Origin of the sequence: Pseudoalteromonas sp. KAN5 (assembly GCF_022846535.1) — a bacterium.
Taxonomy (GTDB): domain Bacteria; phylum Pseudomonadota; class Gammaproteobacteria; order Enterobacterales; family Alteromonadaceae; genus Pseudoalteromonas; species Pseudoalteromonas haloplanktis.
The window spans coordinates 3,363,784-3,382,552 of record NZ_AP025589.1; the positions used below are offsets into that span (position 1 = coordinate 3,363,784).

Below are 18,769 nucleotides of genomic sequence, written 5' to 3' on the forward strand. Positions count from 1 at the left end.
GCTAAATTACCTCTGCAGTATCAGCGGGTACGGCGCTTGTATTTTCAGTATGCGCATCTTGGCGTGCTTGCGAATACGAGACAATTTCGCCATCGAGTAGCTTTAGCTGAGTTTTTGCCCGCCCGGCATAACGCAAATCATGGGTTACCATACAAATGGTGGTGCCTTTTTTATTGAGTGCATCGAGTAGGTCCATCACTGCATCACCGTTTTTAGAGTCGAGGTTACCGGTTGGCTCATCGACCAATAAAATGCTGGGTTTACCGGCAAGTGCGCGAGCAATGGCAATACGCTGTTGCTGACCACCAGAAAGCTGGTTGGGCTTATGTTGCGCGCGGTGGCCCATTTCAACTTCATCAAGGGCATGTTTTACTGCACTTTGAATATCAGCTTGGCTCATCGCGGGCTCGCGATAAGTCAGTGGTAGGGCAACGTTATCAAATACTGATAACTCATCGATTAAATTAAATGATTGAAAAATAAAGCCAATATGTAAATTGCGTAGCTCGGCTTGTTGGTCCATATCAAGGGTTTTGGTATCGACGTTTTTAATGGCATATTGGCCGTCTGTTGGGCTATCAAGTAAACCTAATAACGACAGCAAGGTCGACTTTCCGCAGCCCGATGGGCCGCTAATACAAATATAATCCCCCTCATTAATAGTCAGGTCGATATTTTTTAAAGCATAGGTTTCAACATTTTGGCTGCGATAAACCTTGGCGATGTTCTTTAATGAGATAAGCGTATTGTTGTTCATAAACTTTCCTGTTCGATTTTTATAGTTGCCAAATGCTGCCATTTAGTAAGGTCTGAAATGATCAGCTGTTCGCCCACTGTAGCGCCACTTAAAAGTTGAATTTTATTATCACTGAGTGTACCAAATTCAATATTTATCGGGGCGGCTAAATGAGTGTTGGGGTTAAGTTTAAAAAGCATCGCTTTTGAATGAGCTTTTGCTTTTTGCGGTAATTTGATGGTCAGTGCATTCGCTATTACATCGCTTATAACATGGCCTTCAATGCTTAAGTCGGGGCGAGCATTAGCGGGTAATTCACCAATAAGGTCGAGCTCAATCATCACCCGACCATCACTAACAATGGGGTCAATTCGGGTCACTTTAGCTGCCACTTCACCTTGCTTTGAGTTGCTAAAGGTATTTACGCGAGCATCCATATTGAGTGCAATTTTTTCAGCGTCACTTTGTTTAATACTGAGCTCTGCTTTGAGGGCGCTATCAGACCCCACTACCGCTAAACGGGTCCCTGGAGTGAGGTTTTGGCCTAGTTCAACGTTGAGCTCTTGCAGCATGCCATCTATACCCGCAGTGATTTGCAGGTCATCAAAAGCTTGCTGCTGTACCTTATAATTCAACTCAAATTGACGTAATAGTTCTTGTTGGACCTTAATCCTCTGTAAATGCATTTGCGCTAATTGCGCGAGGCGTTTTTGTTCAATCTCAACGCGCTGTTGTAGCTGTTTTACGGTGAGTAAGCTGCGTTTGTAATCAAGGCTTGAGACAATCCCTTGCTCGATTAATTGACTCTCTGCTTCGCTTTTAAGCTGGGCGCTTTCAAGCTCACTTTGTAAAAGGGTGAGGTTAGCTTCGCGCTCTAATAGCTGACTTTGTTGATTGATTTTTTGCTCGCTAAAACTGGCTTGTTGGCGTGCAAGCTCCAGCCTCGCAACCGATAAACGCTGCGCTTGCAGTGGGTTTACTAAGCTGATAATAACCGTGTCTTTGCTAACACGCGTACCTGGATACACATGGATGGCCTCGACCATTGCAACGTCAGTATTGGTTAAATAACGTTGATATTTGGATTTCAATCGGCCAAATCCTTGCACTTTTACAATAAAATCGGCTTGGCTAACGCTGGCAATCTGTAATTGGCTGGCTGGAATTGTGTGCGGTGAGAACCATTGCACTAAGGCGAAGGTGATAAGCATAGCGCCAATGACGACTAAACCAAAAATGAGCTTTTTGGTTGAGACTGTTTTGTTACTACGTTTTAGCGTGCTGTCTATATCCATGATGTGGTTATTGATTTGTAAATAGTTATGGAGACTAAAGCGAGTTATATGCCACATTTAATGCATTGAAAATAAAGTGTATTTTAATTTTGTTTTTATTGCGGCTTCCCATTAATGGGAATATAAGAAGAAAGCGGGAAAGTAAATCGCATAGTAAAGCGGGTTATTTGTTTAGTAATTCTGTTCATTTTATTTATTTGGAAAAACAACGTTACCAGTCTACCTTTTAACTACACGTTGTATCTCTGGTAATGGGCTGCATGTAATTTTTCTTTAATTGGTTAAGTGGTATTTATGAATAGCTTATTAAATAATTTAAGTTTCCGGGCTAAGTTTGCTATCCCAGTAGTGGTTGCGCTGGTGATTTTTTCAGTTTTGTCGGGATATGTTTTATATACTTTTCATTCACAACAAAAACTTAATAACTTTATTAGTTTAGAAGTGAGAACGGTTTTAGATAACTTGGAAGATGGTTATCGTGACTTGTTTCAGGTAAAAACGGCTGGTTTGAGTATGGTGTTGGGTCAGGGGGATCTAGAAAACTACCAAGTGCAGAAACAAGAATATGAAGACAATATAGCTCGTGTTGATGCACGCTTATCTAGTCCACTTAATTTAGTGAAATTGGGTTATATCAGCAATATCAATAATGACCGTATTAACAATATTAAAGCCGATGTGGTGATCTGGGCAGATCATTACAAGCAGTTATTTGCTGATCAAACATTTGCTGCGAGCTATTTAGCATCAAATAAACAAGAGATGGAGGTAGTGCTGGGACGTATTAGAAAAAACGTGACAGCAATGCGTGATGAGATCGATGCTAAATTAGCTGATTCTCTAGTATTTAGTGAACAGCAAGAAGCTACTGCGAGCCGAGTCTTACAGGTTGGTATTATAGTTAGCTTTGTTTTATCGATAGCAGCTACTTGGCTACTATCTAAAATCATATTATCACCGATGATAAAAATGCAAAGCGCACTCGAAGATATAGCCTCAGGGGAGGGGGATTTAACGCAGCGACTGCAAATTGAATCAAACGATGAAATGGGTGCACTTGCGAAATCTTTTAATACCTTTATTAGTAAAATCCATACTACGGTATTGGCTGTGGTGAAATCCTCAGAGCAGGTGCGCAGTGAAACACAAAACCTACAAAGTATTACAGCCAGCGTGCTAAGCGAAGCGAGCAATCAACAAGTTGAGAGTGAGCAAGTTGCGGCGGCTGTAAATGAAATGAGTACCACCAGTGACAATGTCAGTCAAAACGCCAATGATGCTGCAGATGCAACGAGTGATGCGAGTAACGACGCGAATGTAGCTAAAGCGACCATAGAAGAAACAATTAATTTAATTAATGATCTAGTGGCGGAGATCACCAACTCAAGTAATGTAATAAATACGTTAGAGCAAGATGTAGCTAACATAGCAACCGTACTGGATGTGATCCGCGGTATTGCTGAACAAACGAATTTACTGGCATTAAATGCTGCCATTGAAGCGGCTCGTGCTGGTGAGCAAGGGCGTGGTTTTGCCGTGGTAGCCGATGAAGTGCGTTCGTTGGCAAGCCGTACTCAAGAAAGTACGGGCGAAATTAACGATATGATAGAAAAGCTGCAATTAGGCACTAACCAAGCTGTTACCGCTATGATGTCGAGCACTGCCAGCGGCCAGAAAACCATTGAGCATTCTCATGGTGCGGCACAATCGGTGCAACGGATCAACGATGCCGTTACTATTATTAATGACATGAACATGCAGATTGCCACAGCGGCTACTGAGCAAAGTCAAGTAAGTGAAGATGTGAACGTGAATGTACAGCGCATTGCAACCTCAAGTGCAACAATGTTAGAGCGAGTTGATCATGCTGAGCGCTCTTGCCAAGCACTATCAGAGCAGTGTGTGCAATTGGATCAATTGGTGAGTAACTTTAAAGTGTAGTCAAAGTATAAGAACGCACGTTTCAATTTATAGATTGATAGGTAGCCTATGATAAAGCTCGTTGTTTGTTGTTGCTTTTTGGTTAGTTATTCATTATTTGCTCAGTGCAATGCGACGCTGAAAATTGCGATTTTAAACAATTCACCACCTTATAGTTACCTTCAAGGCAGCCAGTATGCAGGAGTCGACGTTGATCTAGCTCGCAAAGCATTACACGCTGTGGGAGTGTGCTTTGAGTTTGTAAAAATGCCGAATGTAGAGCGCGCAAAACGGTATTTAGCGGTGGGAAAAGTGAACATGATGATGGGCATTCAATACACGGACGCATTGAATCGCTCGGCTATTTTCTCATTGAGTTACCGAGATAATGTACAACGGCTGTTTATAAATAAAGCTGAGTTTTTAAAAAAGCGTACTCTGATTGAGTTACTACAATTGCAACCGTTAATTTTATTCGACACTGGTCAATATGCAGGTCCTGAAATTGATTACCTCCGCTTAGAACCTTCCTTTAGCGATAACTTTCAAAGTGTAGCAACGATGCCGCAGCGACTGATGATGTTGAGCCGTAACTACGGTGATATAAGCATCGAAAACGAGTTAGCTGGTCAATACTTTATTCGTGAACAACAATTAACCACTATTATAATGCACCCTTATTTAGTGCATCGTGACCCCGTTTTTTTTATTTTTAGCCGTAAAAAGCCAATTTTAACACAGGAGCAACGCCAACAGTTTGATCAGTTTTTATTGACTGAAACTGAAAAAACACCACGAAAATAGAATAACACTAATTATATCAACCTCTTATTGTGTTCATATTGGTCATGGTTTTTATGGTCAAAAAGCACGAAACGAACATCAATGAAACTTAACTTCTAAACATTTCGTTAATCAAGCGTTAACACTATGCTCGATGTTAGATAGCAGATTGCAGTAGCTCATCTAAACGACAACAAAATTATACACAGGTGTGGAGAAAATAATGAAAGCAAGTAACACACAATTGGCTTTAGCCATTGCCGCAGCACTAGCAAGTACCTCAGCATTAGCTGCCACTGATACTGAAAAATTACAACAGCAACTGGATGAGCTACAAAAAGAAGTCGACTCAATGAAAGGCAATAAAGCCTTCAACCTAGAATTTGGTGGCCGTTTACAAGTGGATTATAACCACTTTGATGGTGCTTACAACGCCGGCCCTAACCGCTCTGGTGAAGATGCCAGCGACTTTTTTGTACGTCGCGCTCGTTTATATGTTGAAAGTGAGCATGGTGACTGGGATAACAAATTGCTATTAGATTTTGCAGATAACAGTGGTGAAATCGTGATGGCACGTTTGCGTTACAGTGGTTTTGGTAATGGCTTAAAAGTGCAAGTTGGTAAATTGCGTGAAGATATCTCGTTAAACGCGTTAACCAGTTCAAAGCATATTGCCACGATTGAGCGTAGCTCATTGGCAGATAACGTATCGCCTTATTTCCAATGGGGTACATCGGTATACCAGTATTTTAAAGGTACCGGTTTACGTTATGCACTAGGTGTTTATAAAAATGAAGCGTTCGGCGCTAATGGTAACAATAATGATGATGGCTCACTCGCACTGTCACTTACTGGTCGTTTGACGTGGCAAAAAGATCTCGATAATGGTGTTCTTCACTTAGGTAGCTGGTATTCGAAACGTGACATGGGTGGCCGTGTATTAACCGGCGCACTGGCTCGTGGCGAAGTACGTAGTACCAATACACGCTTACTTAACTATGCGGCTGGTGGTGAATTAGTTCGTTTGAATAGCTTTGAGCAAATGGGTCTTGAAGCTGCTTACCAAAACAAAGGTTTTAGCGTTGAAGCCGAATACGCAACTCGCGAGTTAGACACATTAGAAGCAAGTTCAGTTCTTAATGGTGAGCGCTTTGATGCTTACGCTGTCACGGCAAGCTACTTTCTTGATGGTTCGCAAAAAAGCTACTCGAAAGGTAGTGCGGTTTTTTCTCAACCTAAAGGTATTAAAAATGCGTGGGAATTGGTAGCACGCGTAAGTGGTGCCGATGCCACCAGTGACTTCCAGGGTACTGAAGTAACAACCTATACCGCAGGTGCAAACTATTACTACTCTTCACAAATTAAGTTTATGGCCAATGTGATCTACTCCGAAGTTGAGGGTCCTGGTGCTGTTGATCTGATTGGCGATGAAGATGATGGGTTAGGCCTTGCAGCACGTATTCAGTATTTATTTTAGGGGTAAGTTTTTATGAAACTATTTAAATCATTTAAAACCACAGTACTGGCGGCATCGCTAGTATTAAGCAGCCCATTTGCGATGGCTGATATTCACTTTTTAGTACCAGGTGGTCCGGGTGGTGGTTGGGATACAACAGCGCGTGGCGTTGGCGAAGGTTTAGTGAAATCGGGTATTGAGGACAATGCTTCATTCCAAAATATGTCTGGCGGCGGCGGTGGCCGTGCAATCGCCTACTTGATTGAGTCTGGTACTAAAAAAGGCGATATTTTGATGGTTAACTCAACACCCATCGTGTTGCGTGCATTAACCGGTAAAATTCCTTACAGCTACCGAGATCTAACACCCGTTGCCAGCATGATCGCCGATTATGGTGCATTCGTGGTACGTAACGATTCACCATATAAAACATGGCAAGATGTGGTTGCCGCCATGAAGGATGACCCAAGCTCTGTAAAAGTGGCGGGTGGCTCGGCACGTGGCAGCATGGATCATTTAGTTGCAGCACAAGCAGTTAAAGCCGCGGGTATTGATGGTCGTCGCCTTCGCTATATCCCTTATGATGCGGGTGGTAAAGCAAAAGCCGGCTTGTTATCGGGCGAAGTTAACCTACTTTCAACGGGTTTAAGTGAAGCGTTAGAAGTGGCCAATGGCGGCCAAGCACGTATTCTAGCGGTCACATCGGGTGAAGCATTACCGGATTACCCAGAAATTCCAACGCTTAAATCATTAGGTTATGACATGGAGTTTATTAACTGGCGTGGCTTTTTTGCCGCACCTAACTTACCTGCTGACAAACTTGCACAATACACCGAGAAGTTACGTAAGTTACAAACGACTCCTGAGTGGGAAGTTGTGCGTGCACGTAATGGTTGGTTAAACCTATTTCAAGAAAAAGATCAATTTATAAAGTCACTTGAGCAGCAAGAAGCACAGCTTAAAGTTGTTATGGAAGAACTCGGCTTTATTCGTACGTTACGTTAATCGAGGCTCTGATGTTGAATCGCGAATTACTAGGGCCAAGTTTATTCTTGGCGCTATTTACACTATACGCCATTGTTGCATGGCAAATTCCATTACTCCCATTTGAAGAGTATGAAACCGTTACCTCCGCCACTTTACCTAAAGTATATGCGGCATTCGGTATTATCGTTTGCTTACTTTCAATTGGAGCTACTTTACTTAAACCAACAGAAAAAACAAATGCGGATGATGTACTTGAAAAATCACATGTATTAAGAACATTTGGCTTGCTGATATTAATGGTGTTGTACAGCGCAATGCTTGAACCAATTGGCTTTTTAATATCAACCAGTGTGTTTTTATTAGTGGGTTTTTTTGTTATGGGAGAGCGTCGCAAGAAGATTTTATTGCTGGCTTCTATTCCTGTTGCGGTAGTGTTTTGGTTCTTAATGACCCAAGTGCTCGGTATTTATTTGGTTCCTGGCAACCTGTGGAGTTAAGTTATGTTTGATGGAATTATGTTGGGTTTGTCGACCGTACTCGACTGGAACAACCTGTTGTATGTGATAGTAGGTTGTTTTGTTGGTACTTTTATTGGCATGCTACCGGGCTTGGGCCCTATTACAGCAATCGCATTAATGATCCCAATTACTTATAGCATCGGTGCCGATTCAGGCATGATCTTAATGGCTGGGGTTTATTATGGTGCAATTTTTGGCGGTTCAACCTCATCTATATTGATCAATGCCCCAGGGGTTGCAGGCACGGTTGCCTCCTCCTTTGACGGTTACCCGCTTGCTAAGCAAGGTCATGCTGGTAAAGCATTGGCGATTGCTGCGTACGCTTCCTTTATAGGCGGAACAGTGGGCGCTATTTTATTGATGGTTGCTGCGCCTTTGTTGGCAAAAGTATCACTGAGCTTTCAATCCCCTGACTATGTCGTACTGATGTTTTTAGGTTTAACAGCGATTGCTGCTTTTTCGAATAAAGGACAATTTTTAAAAGCTATGATGATGACAGTGTTTGGTTTAATGCTTGCAACCGTCGGTATTGATCCATCATCTGGTACAGAGCGATTTACTTTTGGCCAAGCGGATTTACTTGATGGTATTAGCTTTTTACTCGTGGCAATGGCAACCTTTGCCTTAGCTGAGGCGTTAATCAATGTTGTGCGCCCAGAGAAAAAAGAAGTGAAGAGCATTAATGATTCAGATACCCCACAAATTGGTTCAACTAAACTGACTAAAGCAGAAGTTAAAGAGATGGCACCTACGGTGGGTCGTTCATCTATCCTTGGCTTTATTATTGGCGTGTTGCCGGGTGCCGGTGCAACCATTGCTAGCTTTATGGCGTATGCCACTGAGCGCAACTTAGCCCCTAAAGGCTTAAAAGAGAAGTTTGGTAAAGGGTCATTACGTGGTTTAGCAGCCCCTGAGTCTGCTAATAATGCAGCTTGTACAGGTTCGTTCGTACCACTATTAACGTTAGGTATTCCTGGTTCTGGCACTACAGCGATTATGTTAGGTGCATTAATTGCTTATGGTATTCAACCAGGTCCGATGTTGATGCAAGAAAACCCAAGTGTGTTTTGGGCGGTTATCGTTAGCATGTATTTTGGTAATATCGTATTGCTGATTTTGAACTTACCGTTGATCCCATATTTTGCAAAAGTATTAGCGATGCCAAAATCAGTGCTCACTATTATGATTTTGTTCTTCAGCTTAATAGGGGTGTATTTAGTCTCCTTTAATACTTTTGATTTATTTATGATGGTTGGGTTTGCTGTTGTAGCGCTGGTATTACGCTTGCTGGCTTTCCCAATGGCACCATTGCTACTAGGCTTTATTTTAGGTGATATGATTGAACGTAACTTCCGTCGCTCAATGATGATCTCTGATGGTTCATTAAGTTTCTTATGGGAACGTCCATTGACCTTGAGTATTTTTGTAATCTCAATCGTGGTGTTGTTATTTCCATTAAAAGACTTTATAACTCAGCGCCGAGCAGATAAAGTGGCTCTGAAAGAGAAACAAGAGCATGCTTAATTGAGGTAATCATGAGCAACACCAAGAAGCAAAACCCGTTACAAAGCATGGTTAAAAGACCCAAGCGTTTAGAAACGCGACTCATAATTTGGGTAACAGGACTATGTGTATTGCAAGCGGTGTTGTTTGGCGGCTTGGTGTATCAAATTACTGCACAAAGTTTACATAATCACATCGGTGATAAGGCACTTGCTGTAGCGACTAGTATTGCATCAAGCGATGAGGTTGTGAAGGCGTTAAAAAATCCCAGTAACTTGGTGGCAATTAACCAAGAAATAGAAAATCTGCGTCAGCTTACTGACGCAGATTTTATTGTTATTGGCGATAAAAATGCCCATCGGATTGCCCACCCTGATAGTAATAAACTGGGTAAGCGGATGGTTGGCGGCGATAGCCAAGCGGCGTTAAGAGGTGAACGTTATATCTCAGTGGCACAAGGCAGCTTAGGTGAATCTATTCGCGGTAAAGTGCCAGTTTATGATGAACAGCAAAACATTATAGGTTTAGTATCGGTTGGCTTTTTAGTGCAGTCGGTTGAGCCGTTGATCAGAGCGCGCATTGTCGAAATTATGATCTGGGGTTTGCTGTTAGTGGCGTTGAGTATTATTGCCGCTATTTTTATCGGACAGCGAGTACGCAATGCCATTTTTGGTTTGCAACCTGATGAAATTGCACGGTTGTTTTCAGAGCAAGATGCCATTTTAAATACTATGCGCAGCGGCGTGATAGCGCTTGATCCTGATGGTCGCGTGCGAAAGCTAACTCAGCGAGCCTGTGAAATTTTAGATAAACCAGCGGCCTGTAGCAATAAATCACTCACGCTTAAAGATTTACTACCAGAGCATGCTGAATTTTTACTGCGTAACCAACGCCGAAAAATGGTTGGCTTTGAACTATTTGCAGCGGATAAGCGCTTAGTGCTTTCGCGTTTTTCATTGCAAGTGCAAGGACAGGCCGATGGTATTTTACTGACCCTGCGTCCTGCAGATGAGCTTGAATACTTAAGCCAACAACTTACTAAAGTACAAGCCTTTGCAGAGCTTTTAAGAGTGCAAACACATGATTATTCGAACAAGCTAAACTTAATTGGTGCGCTTATTCAGATGGGTAAAAATGAGCAAGCAATCGAATTAATTGGTCAAGAAAGTCAAGGTTCACAAGCGCAGATCCACCACTTGCTAGAGCGCATTCAAGATCCTGTTCTAGCCGGTTTATTAGTCGGTAAATATCATAAAGCACGTGAGTTAAATGTAGTGCTTGAGCTAAATCCAGATAGCTTACTCGGTGCGATAGAGCGGACCGAAATGTTAGAACGGGTAGTGTCAATATTAGGGAATTTAATTGATAATGCCATTGATGCAGCGATCAGAGCCAGTGAAGAACGCACGCCTTATGTACGAGTAACCGTGGATGAAACCAGTCAAACTTTATTGTTTGATGTAGAAGACAGTGGCTTCGGTTTGGGCAGTGATCACGAGGTAATTTTTACCCCGCAATATAGTTCTAAAAGCGGTGCAGAACATGGTATTGGGTTATATTTAGTAAAAACTAATTTGGACTCCTGTGGTGGCAGTTTAGAAATTGGTGAGTCAGATTTAAAAGGCGCTCGACTGAGCGTCTATATTCCTAAGTAACAGCAAGTTATTTAGGGTGATAAGCTGCGACGAAGCAAATTATAACAAAAGTAAATGCGATAGCGCAGCAATGCTAAAAATGAGTAATAAAAAATGACATATTCAGTAGTTATCATCGAAGATGAACTAGAGGTTGCACAGCTGCTTGCGCAATACTTGTTGCTACCTAATGGGGTTGCAGGGAATCAAACTGCGCGACAAAGCTTGCGTCAAGGTCAGTATCAGGTTGTTGGAATTGCCGCTAATCTCAGTACGGCTAACGGGTTATTGCAGGCGATAGAGCCTGATCTAATCTTATTGGATATTCACTTGCCAGACGGTAATGGGCTCGATTTATTAAGTGAATTAAGGGCACGTGCGATTAAAAGCGATGTCATGCTATTGACCGCAGCCAAGGAAGTCGAAACGCTTGAAAAAGCCATGCAGTTAGGTGCTTGTGATTTTTTGGTAAAGCCATTAATGCTTAATCGTCTTGATCAAGCATTAGCACGATTTGAATCACGCCAACAGTGCTTGTCGGATGCCAACGAAGTGACGCAATCAATGGTTGACACCTTATTCGGCTCAAATGAACAAACAAAGGCCCCCGTCAGGTTACCTAAAGGTGTTGATCAACTCACCTTAAGAAAAATTATTGATGCTTTTAAAGAGCATAAAAAAACACCTTTTACAGCACAACAAATGGGCGATTTAGTTGGCGTTAGCCGCTCTACGGCACGGCGCTATCTCGAGTATTTGCTAGAAGCAGAGCAAGTCAGTGCCGACCAAAGCTATGGCAGCATAGGTCGACCTGAGCGTTGTTATAAAATGGGATAACAGTTTATCTATCTGATTTATAGTGTGATCCCTGGTTTTTTTGTTGTTCTAAGTTATGTGAAATTAAGATGTAGAGAACAGCAGTAAAAATATTTTCTAGAATTGATTGCATTTTAAGCGACTTCTATGGTGATGTTCGCATTAAGTAATGCTATACTCCCGCCGAATAATTTTTCGACTTTATTAAGAGTAAAATAATGGCAGATTTATCGAAGTACAGAAACATTGGTATTTTCGCGCACGTTGATGCGGGTAAGACCACGACTACTGAGCGTATCCTAAAGCTTACTGGTCAAATCCATAAAACAGGTGAGGTTCATGATGGTGAATCAACAACTGACTTCATGGAACAAGAAGCTGAGCGCGGTATTACTATCCAGTCTGCGGCTGTAAGCTGTTTCTGGAAAGATCACCGTTTTAACGTTATCGATACTCCTGGACACGTTGACTTCACTGTTGAAGTATACCGTTCACTTAAAGTACTTGATGGCGGCATCGGTGTATTCTGTGGTTCTGGTGGTGTTGAACCACAATCAGAAACTAACTGGCGTTATGCTAACGAATCAGAAGTTGCACGTGTTATTTTCGTAAACAAATTAGACCGTATGGGTGCTGATTTTTACCGTGTAACAGAGCAAGTACGTAAAGTACTTGGCGCAAACCCATTAATCATGACGTTACCAATTGGTATCGAAGATGAGTTCTGTGGTGTTGTTGACGTTTTAACTAAAAAAGCATACATCTGGGACGAAACTGGTCTTCCAGAGAACTACACAGTTGAAGACGTTCCTGCAGACATGGTAGACAAAGTTGATGAATACCATGAAATGCTAATCGAAACTGCTGTAGAGCAAGACGATGATCTAATGGAAGCGTACATGGAAGGTGAAGTACCTTCTTTAGAAGATATCAAGCGTTGTATCCGTAAAGGTACTCGTGACCTTGCTTTCTTCCCTACATACTGTGGTTCTGCGTTCAAGAACAAAGGTATGCAGTTAGTACTTGATGCTGTTGTTGATTACTTACCAGCGCCTACAGAAGTTGATCCTCAACCTCTTATGGACGAAGAAGGTAATGAAAACGGTGAATTCGCAATCGTATCTGCTGACGAACCATTCAAAGCGTTAGCGTTTAAGATCATGGATGACCGTTTCGGTGCATTAACTTTCGTACGTATCTACTCTGGTAAACTTAACAAGGGTGACACTATCCTTAACGCGTTTACTGGTAAAACTGAGCGTGTTGGCCGTATGGTTGAGATGCAAGCAGACGACCGTAACGAATTAACTAGCGCACAAGCTGGTGACATCATTGCAATCGTAGGTATGAAAAACGTGCAAACTGGTCACACTCTTTGTGATCCTAAGCACCCAGTAACACTTGAGCCAATGGTATTCCCAACGCCAGTAATCTCGATTGCTGTACAGCCTAAAGATAAAGGCGGTAATGAGAAAATGGGTGTTGCTATCGGTAAAATGGTTGCAGAAGATCCATCTTTCCAAGTTGAGACTGATGAAGATTCAGGCGAAACTATCCTTAAAGGTATGGGTGAGCTTCACTTAGATATCAAAGTAGATATCCTTAAGCGTACTTACGGTGTAGACCTTATCGTTGGTCAACCACAGGTTGCTTACCGTGAAACTATCACTCGTGAAGTTGAAGATAGCTACACGCATAAGAAACAATCTGGTGGTTCTGGTCAGTTCGGTAAAATCGACTACCGCATCAAGCCAGGCGAAGTTGCTTCAGGCTTCACGTTTAAATCAACAGTTGTTGGTGGTAACGTACCTAAAGAATTCTGGCCTGCAGTTGAGAAAGGCTTCAAGTCAATGATGAGCGAAGGTGTGCTAGCTGGCTTCCCTGTGCTTGACGTTGAAGTTGAACTTTTCGACGGTGGCTTCCACGCCGTGGATTCATCAGCAATCGCATTCGAAATCGCTGCTAAAGGCGCTTTCCGTCAATCGATCCCTAAAGCGGGCGCACAACTTCTTGAGCCAATCATGAAAGTTGACGTGTTCACGCCAGAAGATCACGTTGGTGACGTAATCGGTGACCTTAACCGTCGTCGTGGTATGATGAAAGACCAAGAAGCTGGTTTAACAGGCGTTCGTATTAAAGCTGACGTTCCGTTATCAGAAATGTTCGGTTACATCGGTTCATTACGTACAATGACATCAGGTCGTGGTCAGTTCTCTATGGAGTTCTCACACTATGCACCATGTCCACAAAACGTAGCTGAAACTGTAATCGCTGCAGAAAAAGAGAAAAAAGCAGCTAAGTAATTAGCCTTTTAAATCTTTGAAAAAACCCGCACTTGTTGCGGGTTTTTTGTTTCTATAATCAAAACAAAGCACTCATAAATAAACGGGTACACTTTTTTGATGTTATGACTTTTTGCTGTTGTTATCGCTTAGGTAATTTCTCGTTTAAGCGCTGTAAATGCTACTCAAATATAACTAATCATTTATTCCTTCTTTCTATAATCTGACCAGTTAATAAGTATTATCTGAATGGAGTATTATTCAGAATATTGAAACTAATCGTTTGTACCTAGGGAAAAAGTAGTGCAAATACTTGAATACGATCAACTAAAGCGGGTAAGATAATAGCTTATGGCCATCTTTATGGTTATATAAGGGAAATGGAAGTCTCTCGAAGAAAGAGACATAAACAGGTACTTTTTAGGACGTTTATATGAACGCAATTAAATTGAGCCCAAATTGGTTGTTACAGTTAGTGATAATTTTAATTGTGGCGCTGGTCACTTTTTCATTAACACTTATCTTTACTGTAAATCAAACTGTTTTAGCTTTAGTAATTACGCCGATTATATTTATGATTTCAATTCTAAATATAATCAATTTACGATTTTTGCACTGTTATAAAGCGGGAATTTATTACTCTCAAGGATTTGGTAAGAAATATATCAACGCAGATGAAATAGTTGATATACATTTTCATTCATTCAAATTATTAACTGTGCTTGTCGTAACGTTAGAAAATAACAAGGTCGTTCGCTTTTATAATTGGCAGTTTGATACGCAAACTCAGCAGTCGATTAAGTGTTGGTATAAGAAAAATAAAAGTAGTTGCGATAAACTACAGCAAACACCCTGTAATGCATAAAAAGAGGCCGCTAAATAGCGGCCTTTTTATTAACCTGAACTCTTAAGAGTAAACCTATTACAATCAGAGCTTAGTTCATATTACACTTTTTTACGGCGTAACAACGTTAGCGGCAGTGCTAATAATGTTAGCCAAAATAGTGAGCCGGAGTCATCATCTTCGTCATCTGATTCATCATTGTTGATATTAATATAGACAAGTTGCGCATCTGATAAGTTACCCGCACTGTCTTTAGCTTGTACCATTAACGTGATTTTCTTTTCAAATTCGAAGTCTAAGTCGCCAGCGACGATTAACTGGCCTTGCTGATTAATCGTTACGCCATTGTGACCCTGAACTATAAATTCAACAACCGGTGTGTACTGCGCATCGGCGTCAGTGAACTCCAGCTGACCTATAACTGTACCAATAGCACTGTTTTCTAACACGCTGAAGCTTTGCTCTGGTGATAATACCGGCGCTTGTGGCTCTGGTGTTGGCTGTTCAGCAATAGCAGATTTAATATCTACAATCACAGGATCATGATCCGATGCTCTGTAGGCATCACTAGCATATAAACTTGCTTGTTGTGAATCTGATTTAAACTCAACATTATAGTCTAAGCTGATTGGCTCATCTGCATTGATATGCCAGTCTGTTGCAGCCACTACTTTAGTTAGCAAGCTTGGGCTAGCTACAGCATGATCTAGGCTACCCAGGCGGCCTGAGAAGCTATATGAATAGCTAAAGGTATTGCCGTCTAATTCTGCAACAACATTCTTAAACCCTTTATCAGCAAACGCGCGGATTGGATCTTCCATTGCGTATGCATTCATATCGCCGACTAAAATGATATCTTCATCATCGATACCTGTAGGTGCGGTGTTTAGCCAATCCGCAAAGGCATTGGCACCAGTTACGCGAATTTCATTCCAGCATGCTTGACCATCGCCTAAATCGGCGTTATTGCCATCTGCACTACCGCATCCTTTTGATTTCAAATGTGCAACAGCAACAGTAAACACCTCTTCAGACTCAAGTGATTTGAAGCTTTGCGCGATTGGTGGGCGATTGCTGTAGTCAAATGGATATTCCGTTGTAATTGCAGCAGTGCCGACTTGGGCTACTTTATTCGCGCGATAAATAAGGGCTGTTGTTATTTCATCAGTACCTACTTTATCAACATTGAAATTAACGAATGCATATTCATTAGTGCTATCTTCATCGTTTAACGCATTCACTAAGCTCGCAATAGCGCTATTTGCGCCAAAACCATCATTTTCGATTTCCATTAAACCGATAACATCTGCTTCTAAAGCAGCAATAGCACTAACAATTTTTGCTTGCTGGCGAATAAACTCAGCTTCACTGTCTGCGCCACGACTGGTTGGGAAACCTGCACCTTGGCCATCACCGTTAAAGTAGTTAAGAACGTTAAAGCTTGCAATACGTAGATCGGCATCAGCATGCAGAGCTGGGGCATCTGTGCGCGGATTTGTTGCAATAAAAGCGGGCTGGATTGTTGGGTGAATGCGATAGCGATCAAAGCTGTACCCTAGAACACCTGTAACGGTATTTACAGTATCACCTAAGCGCAGTGTGTTGTATGCGTCCAAGCCTGTACCAGGGTATGAAACTGGATCAAGGTTTTGCTTTGTTGAGCCATCATCAAGTAAAATTTGTTTTTTCTCATTTTCAACTTCTACTGCATTTGCTGCATCCCCAGGTAGGGCTATTTGTGTGCCTTGATATAAACGCTCTGTTGCTAGATCAACTTCACCATAACGCCCTAAGCCATAGTTATTGGTAACAACAAGGGGTTGTTCTAAGGTCACTAGCATGCCTTCATAGGCTTCTAAATCCGCTACCTCAGAAACAGGCAGTGATATTTTTGTTGCAGTGGTTGTCAGGCCCGTAGCACATACTTCTATTTGGCTAACGTTACCAATTTGTGTGGCGTTGTAGTACTCAGCAACACTTCCTTTGATACGTACATGATCACCGACATTGACCTCACTATCAGCAAAGTAAACAAATACCCCTTCAGACGTTAAAGGATTAGTATCAATATCAGCTTCCAGTGATGTAATGAAGAAACCATTTAATTGCTCTGCGCCTTGGAAATCAGCAGTTACAATACCTTCAAGCTCAATTTCTGTGTTCAATAGAGGGCTATCACCGCCTTCACCTTGAATTGCGTTGATAAGGGTTTTAGCTGCACCACATTCAAGTGGTGTAACCGGCTCAGGTTCAGGCTCTGGGTCCGGTTGATTATTTTCCCCATGGAAACCTAAGCCCGAAAAGTCATCTTTATCAAATTGTAGCCATTGCTCACTTGGATCAAATGTCGCAGCGGCATCGGTACGTCCAGACGTGATATCTGATTTACGACGCAAGCTTCTATCTTTAGTGACAACACCACCCGCTGACCATTGACCATTATCAGGGCGCACGCCTATTTGGCCAAAGCTATCAACAATGGTATCACCGAGCGTAAGTGTAAAAGCATCATCACCATTAAAGTTAACAGTACCACTGAATATATTGGCCTTGGCTTTTAGCTCTTCTACAGCTCGATCATCTGACGTGACGATGACATAAGCACTATTTGCGGCAATAGAACCGGATAATTCTTCACTTGTGGAAGGGGCTTCACTGCCGTTTGAATATAAATTGAGGGTATAACCGTCAAGAGATACAGCTGTGGATGTAGTATTATAAATTTCAATTGCTTTATTGTAACCGCCACCTTCAACATATTCTGAGATGATTAAGTTAGCTGAAGCTGGTGCACTGAGGCTTGCAATAACAAGCGCCAATGGCGTTATTTTTGTATTTAACATTATTATTTTTCCCGTGTATTGTGTCCCGAATGGGACAAACAGTTTAAGGGTAATTTATGACAAATAAAATAATAATTGTTAATAAAATGAAAATAAAAAGAGCGTATTAACGCTCTTTTAAAATTAGCGCTATGAGCTGTTATTTATTTAGCCATTGCGCAGCTTGCTTGGCAAAATACGTTAAAATGCCATCTGCACCAGCACGTTTAAATGCCAATAAAGATTCCATTATAGTCGCTTCTTCGGCTAACCAGCCGTTATCAATAGCCGCTTTATGCATAGCGTATTCACCGCTAACCTGATAAGCGAAAGTTGGTACGCCAAACTCATCTTTGACACGACGTACTACATCTAAATAAGGCATGCCGGGCTTAACCATTACCATGTCAGCGCCTTCTTGCAAATCGAGTGCAACTTCACGAATTGCTTCATCAGAGTTTGCAGGATCCATTTGGTAGGTTTTTTTGTCAGCGCCTTTTAAGTTGCCAGCTGAGCCGACTGCATCACGAAATGGTCCATAATAACTTGAAGCGTATTTAGCTGAGTAAGCCATTATACGTGTATGAATATGCCCATTTGCTTCTAACGCTTCACGAATAGCGCCAATACGACCATCCATCATATCCGAAGGAGCAACAACATCTGCACCAGCCTCAGCATGGGATAACGCTTGTTTTACTAAAATTTCAGTAGTGACATCGTTAATCACATAGCCGTCTTCATCAATAATGCCATCCTGACCATGTACCGTAAATGGATCAAGTGCGACGTCAGTGATCACACCAAGTTCAGGGTATGCTGCTTTTAAAGCGCGTACAGTACGTTGTGCAAGTGCATCATCATTGTAGGCTTCTTCGGCTAATAATGATTTTTTGTCAGCAGGAGTAACCGGAAATATAGCGATAGCTGGTACACCTAATGCGACTAGCTCTTTTGCTTCAATAAGGAGTTGGTCGATAGATAAACGCTCTATACCCGGCATTGACTCAATCGCCTCACGACGGTTGTTGCCTTCAAGTACAAATACTGGATAAATTAAGTCATTTACAGTGAGTTGGTTTTCAGCCATTAAGCGGCGAGAGAAATCACTGCGGCGCATGCGGCGCATGCGAGTGTAAGGGAAAAGGTCGAGACCTGATTGGGCCATTATTT

14 protein-coding genes are annotated in these 18,769 nt (G+C 41.9%); 10 read left to right on the plus strand and 4 right to left on the minus strand.

Features of this window, described 5'->3' with window-relative positions; translation table 11 throughout:
* Position 1: 1 nt before the first annotated feature.
* Both KAN5_RS14945 and KAN5_RS14950 read right to left on the minus strand, forming a co-directional pair.
* A complete protein-coding gene (locus KAN5_RS14945) occupies positions 2-757 on the minus strand; it encodes an ABC transporter ATP-binding protein (RefSeq protein WP_244390025.1) in 756 nt (251 codons plus the stop codon).
* Positions 754-2,088 carry an HlyD family efflux transporter periplasmic adaptor subunit gene (locus tag KAN5_RS14950; protein ID WP_244390026.1) on the minus strand — a complete coding sequence of 445 codons (1,335 nt, stop codon included), beginning with the start codon at positions 2,086-2,088 and terminating at the stop codon, positions 754-756. The genes KAN5_RS14945 and KAN5_RS14950 overlap by 4 nt, the downstream gene beginning before the upstream one ends.
* 237 nt (positions 2,089-2,325) lie before the next feature.
* On the opposite strand from KAN5_RS14950, the gene KAN5_RS14955 reads away from it, so the two are divergent.
* From KAN5_RS14955 to KAN5_RS15000, 10 genes are all read left to right on the plus strand, one after another.
* Positions 2,326-3,972, plus strand: coding sequence for a methyl-accepting chemotaxis protein (locus KAN5_RS14955; RefSeq protein ID WP_016709917.1), 1,647 nt, complete (start codon positions 2,326-2,328; stop codon positions 3,970-3,972).
* A 48-nt stretch (positions 3,973-4,020) separates the two neighbouring features.
* Complete coding sequence (locus KAN5_RS14960) at positions 4,021-4,755, plus strand: transporter substrate-binding domain-containing protein (protein WP_244390027.1); 735 nt, start codon at positions 4,021-4,023, stop codon at positions 4,753-4,755.
* A gap of 202 nt (positions 4,756-4,957) precedes the next feature.
* Positions 4,958-6,211 carry a porin gene (locus KAN5_RS14965; protein ID WP_138555695.1) on the plus strand — a complete coding sequence of 418 codons (1,254 nt, stop codon included), beginning with the start codon at positions 4,958-4,960 and terminating at the stop codon, positions 6,209-6,211.
* A gap of 12 nt (positions 6,212-6,223) precedes the next feature.
* Complete coding sequence (locus KAN5_RS14970) at positions 6,224-7,195, plus strand: tripartite tricarboxylate transporter substrate-binding protein (RefSeq protein WP_016709920.1); 972 nt, start codon at positions 6,224-6,226, stop codon at positions 7,193-7,195.
* A gap of 11 nt (positions 7,196-7,206) precedes the next feature.
* Positions 7,207-7,674: a tripartite tricarboxylate transporter TctB family protein gene (locus KAN5_RS14975; RefSeq protein ID WP_016709921.1), complete on the plus strand. Its 468-nt coding sequence runs from the start codon at positions 7,207-7,209 to the stop codon at positions 7,672-7,674.
* Positions 7,675-7,677: 3 nt separating this feature from the next.
* A complete protein-coding gene (locus KAN5_RS14980) occupies positions 7,678-9,219 on the plus strand; it encodes a tripartite tricarboxylate transporter permease (protein WP_016709922.1) in 1,542 nt (513 codons plus the stop codon).
* A gap of 11 nt (positions 9,220-9,230) precedes the next feature.
* Positions 9,231-10,853: a sensor histidine kinase gene (locus tag KAN5_RS14985; RefSeq protein WP_016709923.1), complete on the plus strand. Its 1,623-nt coding sequence runs from the start codon at positions 9,231-9,233 to the stop codon at positions 10,851-10,853.
* 93 nt (positions 10,854-10,946) lie between these two features.
* Complete coding sequence (locus tag KAN5_RS14990) at positions 10,947-11,669, plus strand: response regulator (protein WP_016709924.1); 723 nt, start codon at positions 10,947-10,949, stop codon at positions 11,667-11,669.
* Positions 11,670-11,866: 197 nt separating this feature from the next.
* Positions 11,867-13,951: an elongation factor G gene (gene fusA, locus KAN5_RS14995; protein ID WP_244390028.1), complete on the plus strand. Its 2,085-nt coding sequence runs from the start codon at positions 11,867-11,869 to the stop codon at positions 13,949-13,951.
* A 412-nt stretch (positions 13,952-14,363) separates the two neighbouring features.
* Entirely contained in the window at positions 14,364-14,795 is a 432-nt protein-coding gene (locus tag KAN5_RS15000; RefSeq protein WP_138555696.1) for a hypothetical protein, read from the plus strand.
* An 80-nt stretch (positions 14,796-14,875) separates the two neighbouring features.
* Here KAN5_RS15000 and KAN5_RS15005 read toward each other — a convergent pair whose 3' ends face one another.
* Positions 14,876-17,617, minus strand: a complete 2,742-nt coding sequence (locus KAN5_RS15005) for an ExeM/NucH family extracellular endonuclease (protein ID WP_244390029.1) — start codon at positions 17,615-17,617, stop codon at positions 14,876-14,878.
* Positions 17,618-17,756: 139 nt separating this feature from the next.
* Positions 17,757-18,764: a porphobilinogen synthase gene (gene hemB, locus KAN5_RS15010; protein WP_016709928.1), complete on the minus strand. Its 1,008-nt coding sequence runs from the start codon at positions 18,762-18,764 to the stop codon at positions 17,757-17,759.
* Positions 18,765-18,769: the final 5 nt, after the last annotated feature.

Excerpts from the sequence above, each read along its gene's own strand:
- KAN5_RS14975 (WP_016709921.1), top strand. The coding sequence starts at position 7,207 with ATGTTGAATCGCGAATTACTAGGGCCAAGTTTATTCTTGGCGCTATTT.
- KAN5_RS14985 (WP_016709923.1), top strand. The coding sequence starts at position 9,231 with ATGAGCAACACCAAGAAGCAAAACCCGTTACAAAGCATGGTTAAAAGA.
- KAN5_RS14945 (WP_244390025.1), bottom strand. The coding sequence starts at position 757 with ATGAACAACAATACGCTTATCTCATTAAAGAACATCGCCAAGGTTTAT.
- KAN5_RS14970 (WP_016709920.1), top strand. The coding sequence starts at position 6,224 with ATGAAACTATTTAAATCATTTAAAACCACAGTACTGGCGGCATCGCTA.
- KAN5_RS15005 (WP_244390029.1), bottom strand. The coding sequence starts at position 17,617 with ATGTTAAATACAAAAATAACGCCATTGGCGCTTGTTATTGCAAGCCTC.
- KAN5_RS14950 (WP_244390026.1), bottom strand. The coding sequence starts at position 2,088 with ATGTGGCATATAACTCGCTTTAGTCTCCATAACTATTTACAAATCAAT.
- KAN5_RS14955 (WP_016709917.1), top strand. The coding sequence starts at position 2,326 with ATGAATAGCTTATTAAATAATTTAAGTTTCCGGGCTAAGTTTGCTATC.
- KAN5_RS14990 (WP_016709924.1), top strand. The coding sequence starts at position 10,947 with ATGACATATTCAGTAGTTATCATCGAAGATGAACTAGAGGTTGCACAG.
- KAN5_RS15000 (WP_138555696.1), top strand. The coding sequence starts at position 14,364 with ATGAACGCAATTAAATTGAGCCCAAATTGGTTGTTACAGTTAGTGATA.
- fusA (WP_244390028.1), top strand. The coding sequence starts at position 11,867 with ATGGCAGATTTATCGAAGTACAGAAACATTGGTATTTTCGCGCACGTT.
- KAN5_RS14960 (WP_244390027.1), top strand. The coding sequence starts at position 4,021 with ATGATAAAGCTCGTTGTTTGTTGTTGCTTTTTGGTTAGTTATTCATTA.
- KAN5_RS14980 (WP_016709922.1), top strand. The coding sequence starts at position 7,678 with ATGTTTGATGGAATTATGTTGGGTTTGTCGACCGTACTCGACTGGAAC.
- KAN5_RS14965 (WP_138555695.1), top strand. The coding sequence starts at position 4,958 with ATGAAAGCAAGTAACACACAATTGGCTTTAGCCATTGCCGCAGCACTA.
- hemB (WP_016709928.1), bottom strand. The coding sequence starts at position 18,764 with ATGGCCCAATCAGGTCTCGACCTTTTCCCTTACACTCGCATGCGCCGC.